The organism is Pseudomonas bharatica, assembly GCF_048586865.1.
GTDB lineage: Bacteria > Pseudomonadota > Gammaproteobacteria > Pseudomonadales > Pseudomonadaceae > Aquipseudomonas > Aquipseudomonas bharatica.
The window spans coordinates 56,805-80,118 of the sequence record NZ_JBMAWR010000004.1 but is presented as its reverse complement, the minus strand read 5'-3'; the positions used below and the strand labels follow the sequence as shown (position 1 = coordinate 80,118).

Below are 23,314 nucleotides of genomic sequence, written 5' to 3'. Positions count from 1 at the left end.
TTTCGTTCATAGTAAGGGCCGGCTGCAGGACGTTGACTGGTAATCCTGCAGCCTTCCCGGGTCATCCGGTGATATCGCGCAGGGCGACCTCACTCAGAATGCGTTCCAGCACCTGCTCGATGGACAGCTCGGTAGAATCCAGCTGTATCGCGTCGGCTGCCGGCTTGAGCGGGGCTACCGAGCGCTGGGTATCGCGCTCATCGCGCGCACGAATCTCATCCAGCAGACTCGACAGACTAACATCATCGCCCTTGGCCTTCAACTGGAGGTAGCGGCGCCGCGCCCGCTCCTCGGCGCTGGCCGTCAGGAATATCTTCAACGGCGCATCGGGGAATACCACCGTGCCCATGTCCCGGCCATCGGCGATCAGGCCCGGCGCCTCGCGGAACGCGCGCTGACGCTGCAGCAGCGCCTCGCGTACCGCCGGCAGGGCAGCCACCTGGGAGGCACCGGCACCGACATGCTCGTTGCGGATGTCATTGCTGACGTCGTCGCCCTCCAGAATGATGCGCTGCAACTGGCCTTCCTCGGCCGCAAGGAACTGTACGTCCAGATGGGCGGCGAGGGCCTTGAGCAGCTCTTCGTTGGTCAGGTCGACGCCATGGTTGCCCGCAGCGAACGCGAGTAGACGATACAGGGCGCCAGAGTCCAGCAGGTTCCAGCCCAGGCGCCGGGCCAGCAGGCCCGCTACCGTACCCTTGCCCGAACCGCTAGGCCCGTCGATGGTGATGACCGGCGCTTGCAGGTTCACGATTTGCCCTCTTCAGCGACGCGAATCCCGACCTCTGCGCACAAGGCCAGGAAGTTCGGGAAGGAAGTAGCGACGTTGGCGCAGTCATGAATGCGGATCGGCGCAGTTGCGCGCAGGGAAGCCACGCTGAAGGCCATGGCGATCCGGTGGTCACCGTGGCCATGGACCTCACCACCACCGATCTCGCCACCATCGATGATGATGCCATCGGCGGTTGGCTCGCACTTGACACCCAAGGCCAGCAGGCCGTCGGCCATGACCTGGATGCGATCGGATTCCTTGACCCGCAGTTCCTCGGCGCCACGCAGGACGGTACGGCCTTCGGCACAGGCTGCAGCAACGAACAGCACCGGGAACTCGTCGATGGCCAGTGGAACCAGGTGCTCGGGAATTTCGATGCCCTTGAGCCTGGCGCCACGCACGCGCAGGTCGGCAACCGGCTCGCCACCGACTTCACGCTGGTTTTCCAGGGTGATGTCACCGCCCATCAGGCGCAGGATGTCGATCACACCAGTACGGGTCGGGTTGATGCCGACGTGCTCCAGGAGCAATTCGGAGCCTTCGGCGATCGACGCAGCCACCAGGAAGAAGGCCGCCGAGGAAATATCCGCAGGCACTTCGATATGGGTCGCCTTCAGCTTGCCGCCGGAGACCAGCGAGGCGGTCGGCCCCTCGACACTCACTTCATAGCCGAAACCACGCAGCATGCGCTCGGTGTGGTCGCGGGTCGGTGCTGGCTCGGTGACCGTGGTCTTGCCCTCGGCGTACAGGCCGGCAAGCAGCAAGCAGGATTTGACCTGGGCGCTGGCCATCGGCAGCGTGTAGGTCAGCGCCTTGAGCTTGTGCCCGCCACGAATGGTAACCGGCGGACGGCCCTGCTCGGCGGTTTCAATCACCGCACCCATTTCGCGCAGCGGATTGGCGACACGGTTCATCGGACGCTTGGACAGCGAGGCATCGCCGGTCAGCACGGTGTCGAAGGCCTGCGCAGCCAGAAGGCCGGACAGCAGGCGCATCGAAGTACCGGAGTTGCCCAGGTAGATAGGGCCAGGTGGCGGTTTCAGGCCATTGAGGCCGACGCCGTGAATTGTCACGCGACCGTGATGCGGACCTTCGATCACCACGCCCATGTCACGAAACGCCTGCAGGGTCGCCAGGGCGTCCTCGCCTTCGAGGAAGCCTTCGACTTCCGTGGTGCCCTCGGCCAGCGAGCCGAGCATGATCGAGCGATGGGAGATCGACTTGTCGCCGGGAACGCGAATGCGCCCGGACAGACGGCCACCAGGTTGTGCCAGGAAAATCAGGTCGTTGGAGTTCATAGCGTCCACATAGGCCCGTCGGGCCAGGATTTTACTGAAATGCTCGCGGGCAACCCGGGCGCGCGTGAACACGCCCAGCAACTGATGCCCGTCCCCTGCATCGACCGCATCGCGCAAGGCGTCGAGGTCGCTGCGAAAAGTGTCCAGTATGCGCAGGACAGCCTCGCGGTTGGCGAGAAAGATGTCATGCCACATTACCGGGTCACTGCCGGCGATCCGCGTGAAATCACGGAAGCCGCCGGCAGCGTAACGGAAGATATCGAGGTTTTCATTGCGCTTGGCCAGGGAATCGACCAGGCCGAACGCCAGCAGATGAGGCAGATGACTGGTGGCCGCCAGCACTTCATCGTGACGCTCCACCTGCATGTGCTCGACATCCGCATCCAGCGCACGCCATAGCCGGTCAACCAGGGCCAGGGCCTCGGCATCGGTCTCGGCCAGCGGGGTCAGGATCACTTTGTGCCGACGAAACAGCCCGGCATTGGAAGCCTCCACCCCGCTCTGCTCGGAACCGGCGATCGGGTGCCCCGGCACGAAGCGCGCGAGTCGCTCCGGCATGACCGCACGAGCCGTACGAACGACATTGCCCTTGGCACTGCCAACATCGGTCAGCACCGCCTGCCCCAGGTCCATTCCGGCCAGCCTGGCCAGCACCTTCTCCATCGCCAGGATCGGTACCGCCAGCTGGATCAGGTCGGCACCGACGCAGGCCGCTGCAAGGTCTTCCTCACAGCGATCGACCACGCCCAGCTCGACCGCCAGCTTGCGCGATTGCGGGTCCAGATCGACACCGACCACTTCACGGCACAGGCCGCTTTCACGCACGCCCTTGGCGAAGGAACCGCCGATCAGGCCCAGGCCTACTACAACAAGCCGGCCAAGCACGGTTCCGCTCTTTTGCGTTTCGATTTCAATCACTGAGCCAGGACCCTGTTCAAAACATCACCATCGTTACGCCTCAAAGCACCGCTTTCGGGTAGGAACCCAGCACTTTCAGGGCAACCGCCTCCTGGCTGATCTTCTCCAGCACGGCCTTGATCAGCGGATCCCGGTGATGGCCGACGAAATCGATGAAGAATACGTAGGTCCATTTACCGCTGCGCGAAGGGCGGGTCTCGATGCGCGTCAGGTCGATTCCGTTCTCATGGAACGGCACCAGCAACTCGTGCAAGGCGCCCGGCTTGTTGCTCATGGACACGATGATCGAAGTCTTGTCGTCGCCCGTCGGCGGGACTTCCTGGTTGCCGATCATCAGGAACCGGGTGGAGTTGTCCGGACGGTCCTCGATCTTCTCGGCCAGTCGGGTCAAGCCATACAGGCCGGCAGCCATGTCGCCGGCAATGGCGGCCGAGTTCCACTCGCCCTTGACCCGCTTGGCCGCCTCGGCATTGCTCGCCACCGCGACGCGCTCCACATTCGGGTAATGGGCATCCAGCCACTTGCGGCACTGGGCCAGGGACTGGGCATGGGAATAGATGCGGGTGATGCTGTCGGTCTTGGTGTTCTCGCCCACCAGCAGATGATGGTGGATACGCAGCTCGACCTCGCCACAGATGACCATGTCGTGCTCGAGGAAGCTGTCGAGGGTGTGGTTGACCGCGCCCTCGGTGGAGTTTTCCACAGGCACTACACCGAAGTTGACCGCACCGGCTGCCACCTCGCGGAACACTTCGTCGATCGCCGCCATCGGCTTGCTGATCACGGCATGGCCGAAGTGCTTCATCGCCGCAGCCTGGGTGAAGGTACCCTCGGGGCCGAGGTAAGCCACTTTCAGCGGCTGCTCCAGCGCCAGACAGGAGGACATGATTTCGCGGAACAGCCGGGCCATTTCCTCGTTGCCGAGCGGCCCCTGGTTACGCTCCATGACCCGCTTGAGCACCTGCGCCTCGCGCTCGGGCCGGTAGAAAACCGGAACCTCGCCCTCGGCCAGGGAGCCCATCTTGACCCGCGCGACTTCCTGGGCACAGCGGGCGCGATCGCTGATCAGCTCGAGGATCTTCTCGTCGAGACTGTCGATGCGTACCCGCAGCGCCTTGAGTTCCTGTTCGGACATCAGGCGTGTTCCTTCTCGAATTCGGCCATGTAGGCCACCAGGGCTTCGACGGCTTCCAGGCCCAGCGCGTTGTAGATCGAGGCACGCATGCCTCCGACCGAACGGTGTCCCTTGAGGTTGAGCAGGCCGCGGGCGTCGGCACCGGCGAGGAACGCCTTGTCCAGACGCTCGTCGGCCAGGCGGAACGGCACGTTCATCCACGAACGGGAATTGACGCTGATCGGGTTGGTGTAGAAATCGCTCTTGTCGATGAAGCCGTACAGGCGGTCTTTCTTGGCCCGGTTGCGCTGCTCCATCGCAGCCACGCCGCCCTGCTCCTTCAGCCACTGGAAGACCAGGCCGGAGAGGTACCAGGAATAGGTAGCCGGCGTGTTGTACATCGAGCCGTTATCGGCCGCGATCTTGTAATCGAGCATGGTCGGACAGGCGCTGCGGGCGCGGCCCAGCAGGTCTTCGCGGACGATCACCACCACCAGGCCGCTCGGGCCGATGTTCTTCTGCGCCCCGGCGTAGATCAGGCCGAACTGCGAGACGTCGATCGGACGGGAGAGAATGTCGGAAGACATGTCCACCACCAGCGGAACGTCACCGGCCTGCGGCACCCAGTCGAACTGCAGGCCGCCGATGGTTTCGTTGGAGGCGTAGTGCAGGTAGGCGGCGCCCGGGGTCAGCTTCCACTCGTTCTGGCCGGGAATGGCCAGGAAGTCGTAGGGCTTGGCCGAGGCGGCGACATTGACGTTGCCGAAGCGGCGCGCTTCCTCGATGGCCTTCTTCGACCAGATGCCGGTCTCGATATAGTCGGCGGTAGCGTTCTCGGGCAGCAGGTTCAGCGGGATCTCGGCGAACTGCTGGCTGGCGCCGCCCTGGAGGAACAGCACCTTGTAGTTGGAGGGGATGGACAACAGGTCGCGCAGGTCCTGCTCGGCTTGCTGGGCAATGGCCACGTAGTCGTCGCTACGGTGACTCATTTCCATGACGGACAGGCCTTTGCCGTTCCAGTCCAGCATTTCGGCCTGGGCGCGCTGCAGAACAGCATCCGGAAGCGCAGCAGGGCCTGCGCAGAAGTTAAAGGCTCGTTTGCTCACATCCACTCTCGCTCTGCTCAAGATAACGGCAGAAGCGGGGACGAGCCCCGCTTCCGTATTCCACACATCTACCACTCAATCCTGTACGACGTCTTCCTCGCCGGCAGCATCCGCCTGCGGCGCCTCGATGTTGTCGTCGCCTGCCTCGGCATCCGGCAGTTCGTCGTCCTCGTCGTCCTCGGAAGGCTCCTGGACCCGCTCCAGGCCGACCAGGGTTTCGTCGCTGGCCAGCTTGATCAGGGTAACACCCTGGGTATTGCGACCCAGGCTGGAAACCTCGCCGACACGGGTGCGAACCAGGGTGCCCTGGTCGGAAATCAGCATGATCTCCTCACCTTCCTGCACCTGGACAGCGCCGACCAGACGACCGTTACGCTCGTTGCTGACCATGGCGATCACGCCCTGGCCGCCACGCTTGTACTCGGGGAACTCGCTGATCGCGGTGCGCTTGCCGTAGCCGCGCTCGGAAGCGGTGAGGATCTGGCTGCCCTCCTCCGGAATGATCATCGAGATCAGCTTCTGCCCTTCGGCCAGGCGCATGCCGCGCACGCCACGAGCGGTACGGCCCATGGCGCGAACATCGGATTCCTTGAAGCGTGTCACCTTGCCAGCATCGGAGAACAGCATGACCTCACGCTCGCCATCGGTGATCGCAGCGGAAATCAGGATATCGCCTTCATCCAGCTCCAGGGCGATCAGGCCGACGCTGCGCTGACGACTGAACTGCTCCAGCGGGGTCTTCTTCACGGTGCCGTTGGCAGTGGCCATGAAGATGTAGTGACCCTCGGTGTATTCCTCGACCGGCAGCATGGTAGTGATGTGCTCGCCATCGTCCAGCGGCAGCAGGTTGACCAGCGGGCGACCACGGGCCGCACGGGACGCTTCGGGAATCTCGTAGGTCTTCAGCCAGTACACCTTGCCCTTGCTGGAGAACAGCAGCAGGGTGGTATGGCTGTTCGCCACCAGTAGGTGGGAAATGTAGTCTTCGTCCTTTACACCCGTCGCCGACTTGCCTTTGCCACCGCGACGCTGGGCCTGGTAGGCCGCCAGCGGCTGGGTCTTGGCGTAGCCACCATGGGAAATGGTTACCACGCGATCTTCTTCCGGGATCATGTCACCCAGGGTCAGGTCGAGGCGCGCGTCGATGATCTCGGTGCGGCGCGCATCGCCGTATTCGGCGCGGATCAGTTCCAGCTCTTCGCGGATCACTTCCATCAGGCGCTCGGCACTGCTGAGGATACGGATCAGCTCGCCGATCTGGTTGAGGATCTCCTGGTATTCGGCCAGCAGCTTCTCGTGCTCCAGGCCGGTCAGGCGGTGCAGGCGCAGGTCAAGAATGGCCTGGGCCTGTTCCGGCGACAGGTAGTACTTGCCATCACGCAGGCCGTATTGCTCGTCGAGGTTTTCCGGACGGCAGGAGTCGGCACCGGCACGCTCGACCATCACCTGCACGGCGCTGGATTCCCATGGCGTGCCGATCAGCGCTTCCTTGGCCTCCGAAGGCGTCGGCGAAGCCTTGATCAGGGCAATGACCGGGTCGATGTTGGACAGCGCAACCGCCTGGCCTTCGAGGATATGCCCACGCTCGCGAGCCTTGCGCAGCTCGAACACGGTACGCCGGGTTACCACTTCGCGGCGGTGGCGGACGAAGGCTTCGAGCAGGTCCTTGAGGTTGAGCAGGCGCGGACGACCGTCGATCAGGGCGACGATGTTTATGCCGAACACGCTTTGCAGCTGGGTCTGGGCGTAGAGGTTGTTGAGCACTACCTCCGGCACTTCACCACGGCGCAGCTCGATGACCACGCGCATGCCGTCCTTGTCGGACTCGTCCCGCAGCTCGGTGATGCCTTCAAGCTTCTTCTCTTTCACCAGCTCGGCGATCTTTTCGATCAGACGGGCCTTGTTCAACTGGTACGGCAGTTCGGTGATGACGATCTGCTGGCGGCCACCGACCTTGTCGATGTCCTCGACGGTGGAGCGGGCGCGCATATAGATGCGTCCGCGACCGGTGCGATAGGCCTCGATGATGCCCTGGCGACCGTTGATCAGGCCGGCGGTCGGGAAGTCCGGGCCCGGGATGAACTGCATCAGTTCATCGACCGTGATCTCGGAGTTGTCGATCAGCGCCAGGCAACCGTCGATGACTTCGCCGAGGTTGTGCGGCGGGATATTGGTCGCCATGCCCACGGCGATACCGCTGGAGCCGTTGACCAGCAGGTTGGGGATACGGGTCGGCATGACCGCGGGGATCTGCTCGGTGCCGTCGTAGTTGGGCACCCAGTCCACGGTTTCCTTGTGCAGGTCGGCCAGCAGCTCGTGGGCCAGCTTGGCCATGCGCACTTCGGTGTATCGCATCGCCGCAGCGTTGTCGCCGTCGACCGAACCGAAGTTGCCCTGGCCGTCGACCAGCAGGTAGCGCAGGGAGAAAGGCTGGGCCATGCGCACGATGGTGTCGTAGACAGCGGTATCACCGTGAGGGTGGTACTTACCGATCACGTCACCGACCACACGGGCGGATTTCTTGTACGGTTTGTTCCAGTCGTTACCCAATTCGCTCATCGCATACAGAACGCGGCGATGCACGGGCTTCAAGCCATCACGCGCATCGGGCAGTGCACGCCCGACAATGACGCTCATCGCGTAGTCGAGGTAGGACTGTCTCAGTTCGTCTTCGATATTGACCGGGAGGATTTCTTTGGCCAGTTCGCCCATGAGAAGCCTGATTCCTTTTTCTGGTGAAACTTCGTCACATCCATATGGGACGAACGAAGCTCGCCGCCGCGAAGGGCCTCCTGCGCGACGACTTACGACAAATCAACGAGTTATGCCATGGATCTGCGTACTGAAGAGCACCCCGCTGGGCGCCCTTGGAAACCGCCGGATGTTATCACAGTCGGCGGGGGCATGGGAGTATGGCAAAGCGCCGCCTGGCGCGGGCGAAAATGGCTCTGCGCCACCTGCGGCATGGAACTCAATGCAAGCGCTTGCGGCACATCAACTGCGCCAGCTTGGCCGTATCCGGCCGCTCCACGATCCCCTTCTCGGTAACGATCACGTCGATCAGGTCCGCCGGGGTCACATCGAACAACGGGTTGCATGCCTCGACGCCAGTTGCGATGCGCTCTCCGGCGATCCCCAGCAACTCAGCACCCTCACCTTCCTCGAGCACGACGTCTTCGCCACTGGCCAGGCCCAGGTCGATGGCCGCACTCGGCGCCACCACCATGAAGCGCACCCCGTGATGCATCGCATTGACCGCCAGCTGGTAGGTACCGATCCTGCTGACCACGTCGCCATTGGCGGCAATGCAGTCGGCACCGACCACCACCCAGGTAATGCCCTTGGTCTTCATCAGGTGGGCTGCGGCCGAATCGACGCTGACGATTGCCGGAACGCCCTCGCTGGCCAATTCCCAGGCCGCCAGGCAGGTGCCCTGCAGGCCAGGACGGGTCTCATCGACGTAGACATGCTCGATCATGCCGTCCAGCCAGGCCGCGCGGATCACCCCCAGCGCCGTGCCAAAGCCGCCGGTAGCCAGCGCGCCGGTGCTGTTGTGCGTCAACACGGTCTGCTCGCTGCCCTGGTACTTGCGGATCAGTTCCATGCCCAACTGGGCCATGGTCAGGTTGGCTTCGCGATCGCTTTCGTGGATCGCGCGGGCCTCGGCCTCCAGCGCCTGCGACGGATCGTCGCCCTCGCGTAGCCGCTGCAAGCGCTCGCGCATGCGATTCAGGGCCCAGGAAAAACCCACGCCGTTCGGCCGTGCCTCGCTGAGCAAGGTGAAATCGGCTTCCAGCGCATCACGCCAGTCGCCCCCCTCGGCCAGGCGCCGACGCAACCCCAGCAGCACGCCATAAGCGGCGCTGATGCCGATAGCCATGGCCCCGCGCACCACCGTCGAGCGGATCGCTTCAGCCACACCCGCAGCGTCAGCGCAAGCCAGCCACACCTCCTCGAAAGGCAGCGCGCGCTGGTCGAGCAAGTAAAGAGTGCCATCACGCCAATCGATGGCCTTCGCTTTCTCTGCAGCCAGAAGTCGATCGCGCATGCCTCACCCCGTCATTCGGACATCAAAAACCGGCGATTATAACGAGCCCCAAGCGCGGACGCTCGGGTATACTTCGCCATCCGCCCAAGCACCAGGGAAAATCCGTGCAAATGCCCAAGCCCACCACTCCTCTCGACCTGCTGCTCCTGCCAACCTGGCTGGTGCCTGTCGAACCGGCCGGTGTGGTCCTGGAGGATCACGCCCTGGGCGTGCGCGACGGCCGGATCGTGTTCCTTGGCCCGCGGAGCGAAACCAGCCGCTTCAATACGACCGAAGTCCGCGAACTGCCCGGCTGCCTGCTGGCCCCCGGCCTGATCAACGCCCACGGCCACGCGGCCATGACCCTGTTCCGTGGCCTGGCCGACGATCTGCCGCTGATGACCTGGCTCGAGGAGCACATCTGGCCCGCCGAGGCCCGCTGGGTCGATGAGGATTTCGTCCGCGACGGCACCAACCTGGCGATTGCCGAGCAACTCAAGGGCGGCATCACCTGTTTCAGCGACATGTACTTCTATCCGAAGATCGCCAGCGAATGCGTGCACGACAGCGGCATGCGCGCGCAGATCTGCGTGCCGCTGCTGGACTTCCCGATCCCAGGTGCGCGCACCTTCGACGAAGCGCTGCACCTGGGCATAGAGCTGTTCGGCAGCCTGCGCCATCATCCGCGCATCCGCATCGCCCTGGGCCCTCATGCGCCCTATACGGTCAACGACGAAAACCTGGAAAAGGTCCGGGTCGTTGCCGACGAACTGGACGCGCCGGTGCAGATGCATGTCCACGAAACCGCCAGCGAAGTCCACGATGCCGTGCAGCAGCGCGGCGAGCGGCCCTTGCAGCGCCTGGCCCGCATCGGCCTGCTCGGGCCCAACCTGCAGGCCGTGCACATGACCCAGGTCAGCGATGACGACCTGGCATTGCTGGTAGAAAGCAACACCAGCGTGGTGCATTGCCCCGAATCCAATCTCAAGCTGGCCAGCGGCTTCTGCCCGGTGGAACGCCTGTGGCTGGCCGGGGTGAACGTCGCCGTCGGCACCGATGGCGCCGCCAGCAACAACGATCTCGACCTGCTCGGCGAAACCCGCACCGCCGCTCTGCTGGCCAAGGCCGTGGCCGGCTCGGCCAGCGCCCTGGATGCCCATCGCGCCCTGCGCATGGCCACCCTGAACGGCGCCCGCGCCCTGGGAATCGAAGCCATTACCGGGTCCCTGGAAATCGGCAAGGCAGCCGACCTGGTCGCCTTCGACCTCAGCGGCCTGGCCCAGCAACCGGTCTACGACCCGGTGTCGCAACTGATCTACGCCAGCGGCCGCGACTGCGTGAAGCATGTCTGGGTCGCGGGCAATGCGCTGCTCGACGAGCGCCGCCTGACCCGCCTGGACGAGCAGGCCCTGCATGCCAGCGCCGTGGCCTGGGGCAAACGTATCGCCGGCCTCGCCGAATGACCCGGCAGCCATGCTGCCGCACAGAATTTTCACCGTTTCAGAGGACAGTTCCATGAGCAACGTCGACCACGCCGAAATCGCCAAGTTCGAGGCCCTGGCCCATCGCTGGTGGGACCGCGAAAGCGAGTTCAAGCCGCTGCACGACATCAATCCGCTGCGGGTCAACTGGATCGACGAGCGGGCCAGCCTGGCCGGCAAGAAGGTCCTCGACGTCGGTTGCGGCGGCGGCATCCTCAGCGAAGCCATGGCCCTGCGCGGTGCGACCGTCACCGGCATCGACATGGGCGAGGCTCCGCTGGCGGTGGCCCAGTTGCACCAGCTGGAATCCGGAGTGAAGGTCGAGTACCGGCAGATCACCGCCGAGGCCCTGGCCGAAGAGATGCCCGGGCAGTTCGACGTGGTTACCTGCCTGGAGATGCTCGAGCACGTCCCCGACCCCTCCTCGGTGATCCGTGCCTGCTTCAGGATGGTCAAGCCCGGTGGCCAGGTGTTTTTCTCCACCATCAACCGCAACCCCAAGGCCTATCTGTTCGCCATCATCGGCGCCGAATACATCATGAAGCTGCTGCCCCGCGGCACGCACGACTTCAAGAAATTCATCCGCCCTTCCGAACTCGGCGCCTGGAGTCGCGCGGCGGGCCTGAGCGTCAAGGACATCATCGGCCTGACCTACAACCCGCTGACCAAGCACTACAAGCTGGCCGCCGACGTTGACGTCAACTACATGATCCAGACCCTGCGCGAGGAATGAGCATGCGTTTGCGAGCAGTACTTTTCGACATGGACGGCACCCTGCTCGACACGGCGCCGGACTTCATCGCCATCAGCCAGGCGATGCTGGCCGAGCGCGGGCTGCCGGCGGTACCCGACAAGGTCATCCGCGACGTGATCTCCGGCGGCGCCCGGGCGATGGTCGCCGCGACCTTCGGCATGGACCCGGACGCACCTGGCTTCGAAGCCCTGCGCCTGGAATTCCTCGAACGCTACCAACGTGACTGCGCGGTGCACAGCAAGCTGTTCGACGGCATGCAGGAACTGCTCGAAGACATCGAGCGCGGCAAGCTGCTGTGGGGCGTGGTGACCAACAAGCCGGTACGTTTCGCCGAGCCGATCATGCAGCGCCTGGGCCTGGCCGAGCGCTCCTCGCTGCTGATCTGCCCGGACCACGTGAAGAACAGCAAGCCCGACCCGGAGCCGATGATCCTCGCCTGCACGACCCTCGGCCTGGATCCGGCCAGCGTCCTGTTCGTCGGCGACGACCTGCGCGACATCGAGTCGGGCCGCGACGCCGGCACCCGCACCGCGGCGGTGCGCTACGGCTATATTCATCCCGAGGACAACCCCAACAACTGGGGCGCGGACGTGGTGGTCGACCACCCGCTGGAACTGCGCAAGGTGCTCGACGGCGCCCTCTGCGGCTGCTGATCACCCGCCCATAGGCCATGCCGCGACGGCGTGGCCTGAAGCCATTTCCTTTTCGAGGCAATTCCCATGTTCGACTACACCGCCCGTCCAGAGCTGCTCAAAGGCCGGGTCATCATGGTCACCGGCGCCGGTCGCGGGATCGGTGCGGCGGCGGCCAAGGCGTTCGCCGCCCATGGCGCCACCGTGCTGTTGCTGGGCAAGACCGAGGCCAACCTGGCTGCGGTCTACGACGAGATCGAGGCTGCCGGCTATCCGCAACCGGTGGTCATCCCGTTCAACCTGGAAACCGCGCTGCCGCACCAGTACGACGAGTTGGCAGTGATGGTGGAGAACGCATTCGGCCGCCTCGACGGCCTGCTGCACAACGCTTCGATCATCGGCCCGCGCACGCCGCTGGAACAGCTGAGCGGCGATAACTTCATGCGCGTCATGCACATCAACGTCAACGCCATGTTCATGCTGACCCAGGCCCTGCTGCCGTTGCTCAAGCTGTCGGAAGATGCTTCGGTGGTATTCACCTCCAGCAGCGTCGGACGCAAGGGCCGGGCCTACTGGGGTGCCTATGGCGTGTCGAAGTTCGCCACCGAGGGCCTGATGCAGACCCTGGCGGACGAACTGGAAGGCGTGGCCCCGGTGCGGGCCAACAGCGTGAACCCGGGCGCGACCCGCACCAGCATGCGGGCCCAGGCTTATCCTGCGGAAAATCCGCAGGACAACCCGCTGCCCGAGGCCATCATGCCGGTCTATCTGTACCTGATGGGCCCGGACAGCACCGGGGTCAACGGTCAGGCGTTCAACGCCCAGTAAGACGCCTCAGGCCAGGGCCCCGCGACGGCGGTCGTCCTGGCCAGACTCACTGTGTTCCAACTGCATGCAGCGTTCGAGGAACAGGAACATATAGTCGTAGCTCTTGCAGATCGCCCGTTTCAGCTCGTTCTGCAAGGCCTTGCCCGGGCTGTTGCCCGCCAGGGTGCAGATGATTTCCAGCGCTTCCCACGGGTGGGCATCATCGTACTGGGCATGCATCTTCAACCACTTCATCGCGCGCTTGCGGCCTTCCTCGGGGAAGCCCTGTGCATAGGTGTCGGTCGAACAGACCACCGCCGACCACTCGCCCACCGCCCCCTCGATCGCATAGTTGGTCGCCGCCATGGCCACCACCAGCGAGTCCGCGGCACAGGTATGCACGCACCAGTCACTGAGCGCCTGGAGTTCTGCCGGCACCTCCTGCGCCTGCAGTTCCTCGAGGCTGACGCCGTGGGCTTCGCACCAGTGCACCCAGTAATCGGCGTGGTTGAGTTCGACACGGATATTGCGCATCAGCCAGCGCCGCGCCATGTCCTCGCCGGGATGACGGGCGTAACGGGTCTTGGTCAGGATCTGCGCCATGTACACCGAGAATTGCTCGACAACGGGCCAGCCGCCCACCAGGTACTGGCGCATGGTCCGGCTGGAAACCTGGCCGTCGCGCAAGCGCTGGTAGAACTCATGCTCGACCACACGACGCTTGTGCGGTGCGCATTCCTGGATCAGGCGCTGGGCCCAGAGGGGATAACTGGTGGCGTCCATCAATGGACCGGTCCGGGTAAAGGTATCAATCACTGTCAGCTCCTTGTCCTTGTGATCTGGATGGAAGCGTCAGCGTAATGTCCCCGGCGAGCCGAACAGCATGGGCCTGGCCGCATCGCGCTGACGCCTCAGGCTGGCGGCGGAAAAGGCCTGGGGCCGCTCGATCAGGAAGCCCTGGGCGTAGTCGACACCGATTTCCCGCAAAGCCTGTTCGATCAGCGGTGTTTCGACAAACTCGGCGATGGTGCGCTTGCCCATGACATGGCCAATGTGATTGATCACCTGGACCATTGCCCGGTTAACCGGATCGTCGAGCATATCCTTGACGAAACTTCCGTCGATCTTGAGGAAGTCTACAGGCAAATGTTTCAGATACGCGAACGACGACATTCCGGCGCAAAAATCGTCAAGGGAAAACTTGCAGCCCAATCCTTTCAATTCGTTGATAAAACGAATGGCACTGCCGAGATCGGCAATCGCGCTGGTTTCAGTAATTTCGAAACAGATCAATTCAGGAGGGATGGCGTAGTCGATGAACTGCCGCCGCAGATAGTCGAGGAACTTGTCATCGCCGATGCTGTTGCCTGAAAGGTTGATCGAACATATGGCCAGCGGCCCTTCGGCACCCTCGTCGAGACACTGGCGGATCACCTTGAACACGCTGCCGACCACCCAACGGTCCAGGGCCGTGATCAGGCCGAAGCGCTCGGCGGCGGGAATGAAACTGTCCGGCAGGATGATCCGCCCGCTTTCATCATGCAGGCGCAGGAGAATTTCCAGATGTCCGCCGCCATCCTCCGGATGCAAGGCGGCGATTTCCTGGGCGTACAGGCAGAAGCGGTTTTCTTCCAGGGCGATATGCAGGCGCTGGATCCAGGCCATCTCGCCGAAACGCACCGACAGCTCGGTATCGTCGGCCTGGTACAACTGAACCCGGTTGCGCCCTTTTTCCTTGGCCATGTAGCAGGCCATGTCCGCCGCCCGCAGGGCCGCCTCCAGGGTTTCCGGCGCCTGGTTCAGGTGCACCAGGCCGATGCTCACGGTATTCATGAATGGCCGGCCCTTCCACACGAAATGCAGGCTCTGCACCGACTGGCGCAGGTTCTCGGCAATCCGCTCGGCTTGTTCCGGCGGGCAATCATGCAGCAGCACGCCGAACTCGTCGCCGCCCAGCCGCGCCAGCACATCGCCCTCGCGCAGCGCCGATTGCAGCACTGCGCAAATATGCCGCAGCAATTCGTCGCCGGCCGCATGGCCGCTGGTGTCGTTGACCAGCTTGAATTGGTCGAGATCGAGGAACATCAATGAATGCCGGCCGCTATGCCGGGCCAGTTCGGCGAGGGCCTGCTCCAGGCGATACTCGAAATCGCGACGGTTGGACAGCCCGGTCAGTGCGTCATGGGTCGCCTGCCAGGACAGATTGGCGATGTACTGGCGCTCCTGGGTCATGTCGTGCAGCACCAGCACAGTGCCGCTGATGCGCCCTTCGCTGATGATCGGCGCGCCGACCAGGGCCACCGCCACCGTGCTGCCATCCAGGCGCTGGATCTGCCGGACATGTTCGGAACCGCCGCTCAACGCACCGTTGAGGATGTGCTCGGTAAGGGTCAGCCTGTCTTTTTCGGCATTGTCGTCGAGCAGGCTGAACAGCGCCGCCAGGGGCAGGCCCTGGGCATGCAGCGCATCCCAGTGGGTGAGTTGTTCGGCGGCCGGGTTCATATAAAGGATGCACCCGTCCACGTCGGTGGTAATAACCCCGTCGCCAATCGAGGCCAGGGTGATCTGCGCCCGCTCCTTTTCCACCTGCAGGGCGCTGGCGAAGGCCTGGCGCTGGGCCAGCAGCTTGCTCGAACGCAGCCAGGCCAGGGCGATCAGGAACGCGGCGGTCGCCAGGTTGGTGAGCAGCAGCAAGCGCAGGAGCATCCGCGAACCTTCGCCGAGGGCGTCGCTGAAGGCCCGGGCGGCAGGCGTGACGTTGTCGTTGATGGCCACGATGCGCTGCTTCCAGTCCACCAGGTCCCGGGCCGTGGCGCGGTTAGCGGAAATGCCCGCGTGGATTTCCCGGGCCAGGGTGTCCAGTTCCTGCAGGAAGCTGTCGCCCACCTGCCAGCGATCGATGGCCTTTTCCAGATAACTGACATGGCGGAAATTCAGGTAGAACCAGATCACGCTGGCGACATCGTCCGGGTGGTTGCCGCCGGCCAGGATGCCCTGGCGCGCACCTTCCAGGTCCGGCGGATCGCGATCCAGGGCCAGGCGCAGGCGATGACTGCCCTCGGGAATGGCAAAGGCTTGCCGATATTTGCGGAAATTCTCTTCGTCGCGGCTATCGACGTAGAGGCTGAGGTAATAGATGGCGTCTTTCTGCCCCTTGGACCACAGGCTCTCCCCTGCCACGTAGGCGCGCATCGCCGACAGGGCGTACAGGCTCATGCTGCCGAGCAGCGCCTGGAACAGCACCACGGCAATGAATGGCCAGATGAGCCCCAGGAGCCTGGGCGTTTCGAGCGTCCGTTTTCCCTTCATGAAATCCCTTGCGGCAGCACATCGGTGAGTGGCCTCACTCTGTTCCGATACAGACTAGGCCATTTGCCTTCATGCAGATAAGTGATTTCGCACAATAAAGGCTCAGCTTTGCTGCAAGTGACCGTACAGCTTGGCGTACAGGCCGCCCTCGGCGATCAATTGCTGATGGCCGCCATCCTCGGCGACATGACCGCCGTCGAAGACCAGCACGCGGTCGGCCTGTTTCACTGCCGACAAGCGGTGGGCAATGATCAGGGTGGTACGCGCGCTGAGGAAGCGGGCCAGGGCGTGGTGCAGGTTATATTCGGTGGCTGCGTCGAGGGCTGAGGTGGCCTCGTCGAGTATCACCACCTTGGGCTTTGCCAGGACCATCCGGGCGATCGCCAGGCGCTGGCGCTGGCCGCCCGAAAGTCGCACCCCGGAGCGACCGACCACGCTGTCCAGGCCTTGCGGGAGGGCATCGATGGTCTCGTCGAGCTGGGCGATGGCCAGGGCCTGCCAGCACTCCTCGTCGCTGCAGTCGCGGCCCATGGTCAGGTTGGCGCGCACCGTGTCGTTGAACAGCGAAGGATGCTGCAGCACTACCGCAACGTTCTCGCGCAGGGTATCCAGGCCGATGTCCTGCAGGGTCGCCCCGCCAAACCGGATGGTCCCGGCCTGGGCGCTGTACAACCCGAGCAACAGTTGCACCAGGGTGCTCTTGCCGCCGCCGCTGGCACCGACGATGGCGACCTTTTCTCCCGGTGCGATGGCCAGGTTCAACTGGTCCAGCACCGGCTCCTCGCCATAGCCGAAGCGCAGGCCACGAACCTCGATGCCCACCGTGGTCTGCCCGTGGAACGGATCGGTGCCGCCGGCGAACTGCGGCTCGTCACCACGGGCGAGCAGCTCGTTGATCCGGCTCAGGGCGCCACCGGCCGCGTAATAGGCGTATTGCAGGTTCAACAGTTGTTCCACCGGCCCGATCATGAACCACAGGTAGCTGAACACCGCGAGCATCTGGCCGATGCTCAGGTCGGAAAACAGCACGGTCAGCATCGCCGCCGCGCGGAAGATATCGATGCCGAACTGGAACAGCAGGCCACTGGCGCGGCTACTGGCGTCGCTTTTCCACTGCGAGGCCACCGCATGGTTGCGCACTTCCTGGGCGCGCAGGCCCAGGCGCCCGAGGAAATAGCCCTGGCGGTTGCCAGCGCGGATTTCCTGGATGGCGTCCAGGGTTTCGGCCAGGGCCTGGGTGAAACGCGAAGTGCTGTCGTTCTCCAGCTTCTTCAGGTGCTTGACCCGCTTGCCCAATTGCACCGTGGCGAAGATCACCAGCGGATTGAACAGCAGGATCAGCAGCGCCAGTTGCCAATGCATCCAGATCAGGATCGCGGCGGTGCCGGTCAGGGTCAGCATCGCCACGAGGAACCGGCTGAGGGTTTCGCCGACGAATTTGTCCAGGGTGTCGAGGTCGGTAACCAGGTGCGTGGTAACCGTGCCGCTGCCGAGGCTTTCGTACTCGCTCAGGGAAATGCGCTTGAGCCGCTCGATCAGGCGGATACGCAGGCGATAGACGATATCCTTGGCCAGCCCGGCGAACAGCTTGGCCTGGACCACGTTGAAAAGCAGCGCGCTGCAGCGCAACAGCAGGGTTACCAGCAGCATCAGGCCGATATAGCCGGCCGCCACCTGCCAGTTCTCCGGCAGGAAACGGTTCATCCACTTCAAGGCGGCATCGCCATGCCCGAGCAGCACTTCGTCCACCAGCAGCGGCAACAGCAGCGGAATCGGTACGCTGCACAGGGCCGCCAGTACGGCGACCGCGTTGGCCGTCCACAGGGACTTCTTGTGATGCAGGGCCAGGCGGCGGATTTCCGCCCAGCTCAAGCGATCGGCAGACGCCGCCGCAGGCCCGGGAACCGGGTCGGGCGAGCCTGGCAGATCAAGCATGGGCAGCCCGCTCCAGCCAGCGGCCGAGCAAAGGTTCAAGGGACGCCAGCGGCTGGTAGCCGTTGGTCAGCAAGGCCAGTTGGCCGTTGCGCTCGGCCAGCAGCGTGGGGAAGCCAGCGATGCCCAGGTCCTGGGCCCAGGTGAAGTCGGCGGCGGTGGCGCTGCGCTGTTCGGGGCTGGTGAAGGCCGCAGCGAAGCTGGCGCGATCCAGACCGGCCTGCTCCGCCAGGTTGACCAGGGTCGGCGCCAGGGTGACATCCTCGGCCCGCTGGTAGAACGCCTGCTGGATCAGCGCCAGCAGCCCCCAGACCTTGTCGCCGTCCAGGCTGCGCGCGGTCACCAGGGCGCGGCAGGCCGGCTCGGTGTCGTAGACGAAGCCGTCGGGCATGGCGCCATCAAGCAGGAACGGCTGCCCCGTCGCCTCGTTGACCGCCTGCCAATGCTCAAGGATATAGCGCCGGGTCGAGGCGTCCAGCGCCGAACTGCCGGTGCGCAGGCCGCCGACCACCAGGCGGGTCTCAACCCCGGCCTCGCGCGCCCGGGCGATCAGGGCCGCAGCCACCGGCGCGAACCCCCAGCACCAGGAGCACATCGGGTCCATCACATAGAGCAGGCGGGCGGTCATGCATCACACCTCGGCTTTGCGGTAGTTGAACCCGATCGGGTGCGGCTGGTTGCGGGCCTTGGCCAGTTCGATCTGCTTCTGCCGGTCGATGGCACTGCGGCGGGTCTTCTCGCTCAGGCTGTCCCAGCAATGCGGGCAACTGATGCCTGGCGAATAGTGCTCCGAGGCCCGGTCCTCGACACTGACCGGATGGCGGCACGCATGGCACTGGTCGTAGTCGCCTTCGCTGAGGTCGTGACGCACGGTGACCCGGTTGTCGAAAACGAAGCAGTCGCCCTGCCACTTGCTCTGGTCCTGAGGCACTTCTTCAAGATATTTCAGGATCCCGCCTTTCAGATGATAGACCTCTTCGAAGCCCTCACCGAGCATGTAGCTCGATGCCTTCTCGCAGCGGATGCCGCCGGTGCAGAACATCGCCACCTTCTTGTGCCGCGCCGGGTCGAAGTTGGCCTTGATGTACTCGGGGAACTCGCGGAAGGTGGTGGTCTTCGGATCGATGGCGCCCTCGAAGGTGCCGATGGCCACTTCATAGTCGTTGCGGGTATCGATCAACAGGACTTCCGGGTCGCTGATCAGGGCGTTCCAGTCCTGCGGCTCGACGTAGGTGCCGACCGCCTTGTTCGGGTCCACGCCCGGTACGCCGAGGGTAACGATCTCTTTCTTCAGCTTGACCTTGGTGCGGTAGAACGGCTGCTCGTCGCAATACGACTCCTTGTGGTCGACATCTGCCAGGCGCGGGTCGTTGCGCAGCCAGGCGAGCAGGCCGTCGATGCCTTCGCGGGTGGCGGAAACGGTACCGTTGATACCTTCCTCGGCCAGCAGCAGGGTGCCCTTGACACCGTTGGCTTCCATGGCGGCCAGCAGTGGCTCGCGCAGTTCGACGTAGTCTTCGAGGGTGACGAACTTGTACAGCGCCGCCACGACGATGGATTGGGTCATGCTTGCAACTCTCCAGTGGTCACCCTCGCAAAGGGCGGACCGGGTTCGAAAATACAAATAAAAACGCGCCGACAAGCGGCGCGGGTGCGGAGTTTACCAAAACCTGATGGTGAAATCAGTGCTTGCTGCCTCCGGCGCAAGTGGGCGAAGCCGGCGCAACGCCGACCTTTTCCCATTCCTGCGGGGTGTAGGTATGCAACGCCAGGGCATGGAACTGACCCATCAGGTCGCCGAGGGTGGCGTACACTTTCTGGTGCCGCTTGACGCTGTTAAGGCCCTCGAACTGCTCGCTGACCAGCACCGCCTTGTAGTGGGTCTCGGTGCCACGGCTATGCATATGGCTCTCGTCCAGGACCTGCAAGTGCCGGGGTTCCAGCGCCGACAGGCTCTGTTCGATCTTCTGTTGCATCGACATCGGCGGCTCCGCTTATGGCTTCTTGGCCGGCGCGGCGGCCTTGCCGGCGTTCGGGTCGAGTTCGTTGGTCATGTCCGACAGCAGCTTGTTGACCACCGGCACCGCGCTTTCCAGCTTCTGCTGGGTCAGTTGGGCGGATTGCTGGGTCACCTGCGGCATTTTCTCCAGGACTTTCTTGCCCAGCGGCGACTGGTAGAAGGCCACCAGGTCCTTGAGCTCCTGCTCGGTGAAGGTGCTGGTATAGAGGTTGATCATGTCCGGCTTGAGCTTGTTCCAGCCGATGGCGTTGTCCAGCGCGGCGTTGGCCTTGGCCTGGTAGCTGTCGAGCACGGATTTCTTCGAGGCAGGCGCCTTGGTCTGCTCGAAGCGCTGGGCGAACATCTGTTGCACCTGCATGTACACCGGCGTGCCGAGCTTGTCGGCATGAGCCAGGGTCAGAAACTTCTCGGCCGCAGCATTGTGGCTCGGACCGGCAGCGAATACCTGGCCGCTTGCGCAAACCAAGGCGACGGCCGTGCAAAGGGCGCGGAGACGGGTCATCGGAATTCCTTAAAAGAGTAAGTGAGTGTTTCCAGCGTAGAGCATTCTGCGCCGACGGGCGCAGCCGCTCAATAGGACGAGTGGGCTATGGAACCGGCCTGGTGAATCAAGACCTAAACTGTCTGGTCAAACTTGCATCTTGCAAAGGAGTGGGTAACACATGAGCCGCATCGAAACTGACAGCCTCGGACCGGTCGAAGTTCCTGATCAGGTCTACTGGGGTGCACAAACGCAGCGCTCGCTGATCAACTTCGCCATCGGCAAGGAACGCATGCCGCTGGCCGTGCTGCATGCCCTGGCCCTGGTGAAAAAGGCGGCGGCGCGGGTCAACGACCGCAATGGCGACCTGCCCGCCGATATCGCCCGGCTGATCGAGCAGGCCGCCGACGAGGTGCTCGACGGCGAGCATGACGACCAGTTCCCGCTGGTGGTCTGGCAGACCGGCAGCGGCACCCAGAGCAACATGAACGTCAACGAAGTGATTGCCGGGCGTGCCAACGAGCTGGCCGGCAAGGGCCGCGGCGGCAAGGACCCGGTACACCCCAACGACCACGTCAACCGCTCGCAGAGTTCCAACGACTGCTTCCCCACGGCGATGCATATCGCTGCGGCACAGGCCGTCCAGGAAAAGCTCCTGCCGGCCATCGCCGAACTGTCGGCGGGGCTGGCCGAACTGTCGGCGCGCCATACCGACCTGGTGAAAACCGGACGCACCCATATGATGGACGCCACGCCCATCACGTTCGGCCAGGAGGTCTCGGCCTGGGTGGCCCAGCTGGATTACGCCCAGCGCGCCATTCGCGGCGCCTTGCCGGCGGTGTGCGAGCTGGCCCAGGGTGGCACGGCGGTGGGCACCGGGCTCAACGCGCCGCACGGTTTTGCCGAAGCCATCGCGGCGGAACTCGCTGCGCTGTCGGGCCTGCCGTTCGTCACCGCACCGAACAAGTTCGCTGCCCTCGCCGGCCATGAACCGCTGACCACCCTGGCCGGGGGCCTGAAAACCCTCGCCGTGGCCTTGATGAAGATCGCCAACGACCTGCGCCTGCTCGGCTCCGGCCCACGCGCCGGACTCGCGGAAGTACGCCTGCCGGCCAACGAGCCGGGCAGTTCGATCATGCCTGGCAAGGTCAACCCGACCCAATGCGAGGCCCTGTCGATGCTGGCCTGCCAGGTATTGGGCAACGACACTGCCATCGGCTTCGCGGCCAGCCAGGGACACTTGCAGTTGAACGTGTTCAAGCCGGTAATCATTCATAACCTGCTGCAATCCATCGAGCTGCTTGCCGACGGCTGCCAGAACTTCCAGCGCCATTGCGTCGCCGGTATCGAGCCGGATGCCCGGCAGATGGCCGCGCACCTGGAGCGCGGGCTGATGCTGGTGACCGCGCTGAACCCGCATATCGGCTACGACAAGGCCGCGGAAATCGCCAAGAAGGCCTATGCCGAAGGCATCACCCTGCGCGAGGCGGCCCTGACCCTGGGCTATCTCACCGATGCCCAGTTCGATGAGTGGGTGCGTCCGGAACAGATGCTCGAAGCCGGCGGAAAGGGCTGAGTCAAGGGGCCGGGCGCACGCGCCTGGCCTTCCAGCCGGCACTGATCGACGGGCCCAGGGCGGTCAGTGCCGAGCCCGCGACCACCACCAGTGCGCCGACATAGCCCAGGCCATTGATCTGCTCGGCGCTGACCCAGGCGGGCCAGATCCAGGCGGCCAGGGCCACGGTGCCGAAAGTCACCAATGGCGTGATCGCCAGCGTCGCGCTGACCCGCGACGCCTCCCAATGTGCCAGCGCCTCGGCGAACGCACCGTAGGCCACCAGGGTGTTCAGGCAGCAGGCCAGCAGCAGCCAACCTTGCAGGGCGCTGAGCTGCAGCACTTCCAGCGGCTTGGCCCAAGGTGTCAGCAGCAAGGCGCAGAACAGGTAGATCACCATCATCACCTGCCTGGAACTCCACACCGTGAGCAACTGTTTCTGGCCAAGGGCGTAGAACACCCAGACCGAAGACGCCGCGAGGATAACCAGCACACCGGTGGTATAGGCGCCCAGGGAGGTCAGCAGCTCATCGAGACGCTGGTTGAAGAACAGGCCGAAGCCGACCATGAGCAAGGCCAGGCCGATGGCCTGGCCGAGGGTGAAGGATTCCTTGAACACGAAGACACTGCCGATCAGCAGCAGCACCGGACCGATCTGTACCACCAGTTGCGCGGTGCCGGCGCTGACCAGGTTCAGGCCGACCAGGTAAAGCACGTAGTTGCCGGTCAGCCCCAGCACGCACACCGCCACCAGCCATTTGCCACGGCGCCCCAGGACGGAGAAGGAAGGCAGCCTGCGCTGCGCCCCGAGCCAGGCGAACAGCAGGCCGCCGGACACCAGCAGGCGGTACCAGGTGACGCTGACCGGGTCCATCACCTGCAATACCTGCTTGAGCTTGACCGGCAGGATGCCCCACAGCACGGCGGTCAACAGCGCCAGGAACAGCCCGTAGGCCCAGCGTCCGGAAGAGATATGCATTGCGGCCTCGATAACCCGGGGTGGTGGATGGCGAGAGTCTAGTGGGTAGGAATTGGATTACACAGTGACAGTTGGGGGGATAACTGTGCTGGTCTGGTAGAGGCATGAGGGAGCCGGAACGCGACGTAC

At 64.0% G+C, this 23,314-nt stretch carries 19 protein-coding genes; 5 read left to right on the top strand and 14 right to left on the bottom strand.

The window, feature by feature from the left end:
- Positions 1-61: 61 nt before the first annotated feature.
- The 6 genes from cmk to mtnA all read right to left on the bottom strand — a co-directional run bounded on the left by cmk (position 62) and on the right by mtnA (position 9,256).
- Positions 62-751: a (d)CMP kinase gene (cmk, locus tag ACKLLE_RS06925; RefSeq protein WP_009407560.1), complete on the bottom strand. Its 690-nt coding sequence runs from the start codon at positions 749-751 to the stop codon at positions 62-64.
- Entirely contained in the window at positions 748-2,988 is a 2,241-nt protein-coding gene (locus ACKLLE_RS06920; RefSeq protein ID WP_064304952.1) for a bifunctional prephenate dehydrogenase/3-phosphoshikimate 1-carboxyvinyltransferase, read from the bottom strand. Before ACKLLE_RS06920 ends, cmk begins: the two co-directional genes overlap by 4 nt.
- A gap of 40 nt (positions 2,989-3,028) precedes the next feature.
- Entirely contained in the window at positions 3,029-4,123 is a 1,095-nt protein-coding gene (gene pheA / locus ACKLLE_RS06915; RefSeq protein WP_009407557.1) for a prephenate dehydratase, read from the bottom strand.
- Positions 4,123-5,208 carry a 3-phosphoserine/phosphohydroxythreonine transaminase gene (gene serC, locus ACKLLE_RS06910; RefSeq protein WP_009407555.1) on the bottom strand — a complete coding sequence of 362 codons (1,086 nt, stop codon included), beginning with the start codon at positions 5,206-5,208 and terminating at the stop codon, positions 4,123-4,125. The genes pheA and serC overlap by 1 nt, the downstream gene beginning before the upstream one ends.
- Before the next feature lie 75 nt (positions 5,209-5,283).
- Positions 5,284-7,920 (bottom strand): DNA gyrase subunit A, encoded by a 2,637-nt coding sequence (gyrA, locus tag ACKLLE_RS06905; protein WP_009407553.1) that lies wholly within the window; start codon positions 7,918-7,920, stop codon positions 5,284-5,286.
- 259 nt (positions 7,921-8,179) lie between these two features.
- Positions 8,180-9,256 (bottom strand): S-methyl-5-thioribose-1-phosphate isomerase, encoded by a 1,077-nt coding sequence (gene mtnA, locus ACKLLE_RS06900; protein WP_420057348.1) that lies wholly within the window; start codon positions 9,254-9,256, stop codon positions 8,180-8,182.
- 110 nt (positions 9,257-9,366) lie between these two features.
- Here mtnA and ACKLLE_RS06895 point away from each other — a divergent pair, with 110 nt between their 5' ends.
- The 4 genes from ACKLLE_RS06895 to ACKLLE_RS06880 all read left to right on the top strand — a co-directional run bounded on the left by ACKLLE_RS06895 (position 9,367) and on the right by ACKLLE_RS06880 (position 12,930).
- Complete coding sequence (locus ACKLLE_RS06895) at positions 9,367-10,698, top strand: TRZ/ATZ family hydrolase (RefSeq protein ID WP_420057346.1); 1,332 nt, start codon at positions 9,367-9,369, stop codon at positions 10,696-10,698.
- A 52-nt stretch (positions 10,699-10,750) separates the two neighbouring features.
- Positions 10,751-11,449: a bifunctional 2-polyprenyl-6-hydroxyphenol methylase/3-demethylubiquinol 3-O-methyltransferase UbiG gene (ubiG, locus tag ACKLLE_RS06890; RefSeq protein ID WP_009407549.1), complete on the top strand. Its 699-nt coding sequence runs from the start codon at positions 10,751-10,753 to the stop codon at positions 11,447-11,449.
- Positions 11,450-11,451: 2 nt separating this feature from the next.
- Positions 11,452-12,123, top strand: a complete 672-nt coding sequence (gene mupP / locus ACKLLE_RS06885) for an N-acetylmuramic acid 6-phosphate phosphatase MupP (protein WP_420057344.1) — start codon at positions 11,452-11,454, stop codon at positions 12,121-12,123.
- 66 nt (positions 12,124-12,189) lie between these two features.
- Positions 12,190-12,930, top strand: coding sequence for a YciK family oxidoreductase (locus tag ACKLLE_RS06880; protein ID WP_064304956.1), 741 nt, complete (start codon positions 12,190-12,192; stop codon positions 12,928-12,930).
- 6 nt (positions 12,931-12,936) lie between these two features.
- Here the strand turns inward: ACKLLE_RS06880 and ACKLLE_RS06875 are convergent, their stop codons facing one another.
- The 7 genes from ACKLLE_RS06875 to ACKLLE_RS06845 all read right to left on the bottom strand — a co-directional run bounded on the left by ACKLLE_RS06875 (position 12,937) and on the right by ACKLLE_RS06845 (position 20,672).
- Positions 12,937-13,725, bottom strand: a complete 789-nt coding sequence (locus ACKLLE_RS06875; RefSeq protein ID WP_420057343.1) for an iron-containing redox enzyme family protein — start codon at positions 13,723-13,725, stop codon at positions 12,937-12,939.
- 36 nt (positions 13,726-13,761) lie between these two features.
- Positions 13,762-16,218, bottom strand: coding sequence for an EAL domain-containing protein (locus ACKLLE_RS06870; protein WP_420057342.1), 2,457 nt, complete (start codon positions 16,216-16,218; stop codon positions 13,762-13,764).
- A 102-nt stretch (positions 16,219-16,320) separates the two neighbouring features.
- Entirely contained in the window at positions 16,321-18,153 is a 1,833-nt protein-coding gene (locus ACKLLE_RS06865) for an ABC transporter ATP-binding protein (RefSeq protein ID WP_064304958.1), read from the bottom strand.
- Positions 18,146-18,778, bottom strand: coding sequence for a DsbA family protein (locus ACKLLE_RS06860; RefSeq protein WP_064304959.1), 633 nt, complete (start codon positions 18,776-18,778; stop codon positions 18,146-18,148). Before ACKLLE_RS06860 ends, ACKLLE_RS06865 begins: the two co-directional genes overlap by 8 nt.
- 3 nt (positions 18,779-18,781) lie before the next feature.
- The gene (gene trhO / locus ACKLLE_RS06855) at positions 18,782-19,717 is read right to left on the bottom strand and encodes an oxygen-dependent tRNA uridine(34) hydroxylase TrhO (RefSeq protein ID WP_009407537.1); all 936 of its coding nucleotides are present in this window, start codon (positions 19,715-19,717) and stop codon (positions 18,782-18,784) included.
- 115 nt (positions 19,718-19,832) lie between these two features.
- On the bottom strand, positions 19,833-20,132 hold the full coding sequence (locus ACKLLE_RS06850; RefSeq protein WP_064304960.1) for a BolA family protein: 300 nt from the start codon (positions 20,130-20,132) through the stop codon (positions 19,833-19,835).
- 12 nt (positions 20,133-20,144) lie between these two features.
- Complete coding sequence (locus tag ACKLLE_RS06845) at positions 20,145-20,672, bottom strand: DUF2059 domain-containing protein (protein ID WP_064304961.1); 528 nt, start codon at positions 20,670-20,672, stop codon at positions 20,145-20,147.
- Between the two features lie 160 nt (positions 20,673-20,832).
- On the opposite strand from ACKLLE_RS06845, the gene ACKLLE_RS06840 reads away from it, so the two are divergent.
- A complete protein-coding gene (locus ACKLLE_RS06840; protein WP_064304962.1) occupies positions 20,833-22,227 on the top strand; it encodes a class II fumarate hydratase in 1,395 nt (464 codons plus the stop codon).
- A 1-nt stretch (position 22,228) separates the two neighbouring features.
- On the opposite strand, the gene ACKLLE_RS06835 is transcribed toward ACKLLE_RS06840, so the two are convergent.
- Positions 22,229-23,185: a DMT family transporter gene (locus tag ACKLLE_RS06835; protein WP_420057341.1), complete on the bottom strand. Its 957-nt coding sequence runs from the start codon at positions 23,183-23,185 to the stop codon at positions 22,229-22,231.
- Between the last annotated feature and the right edge of the window lie 129 nt (positions 23,186-23,314).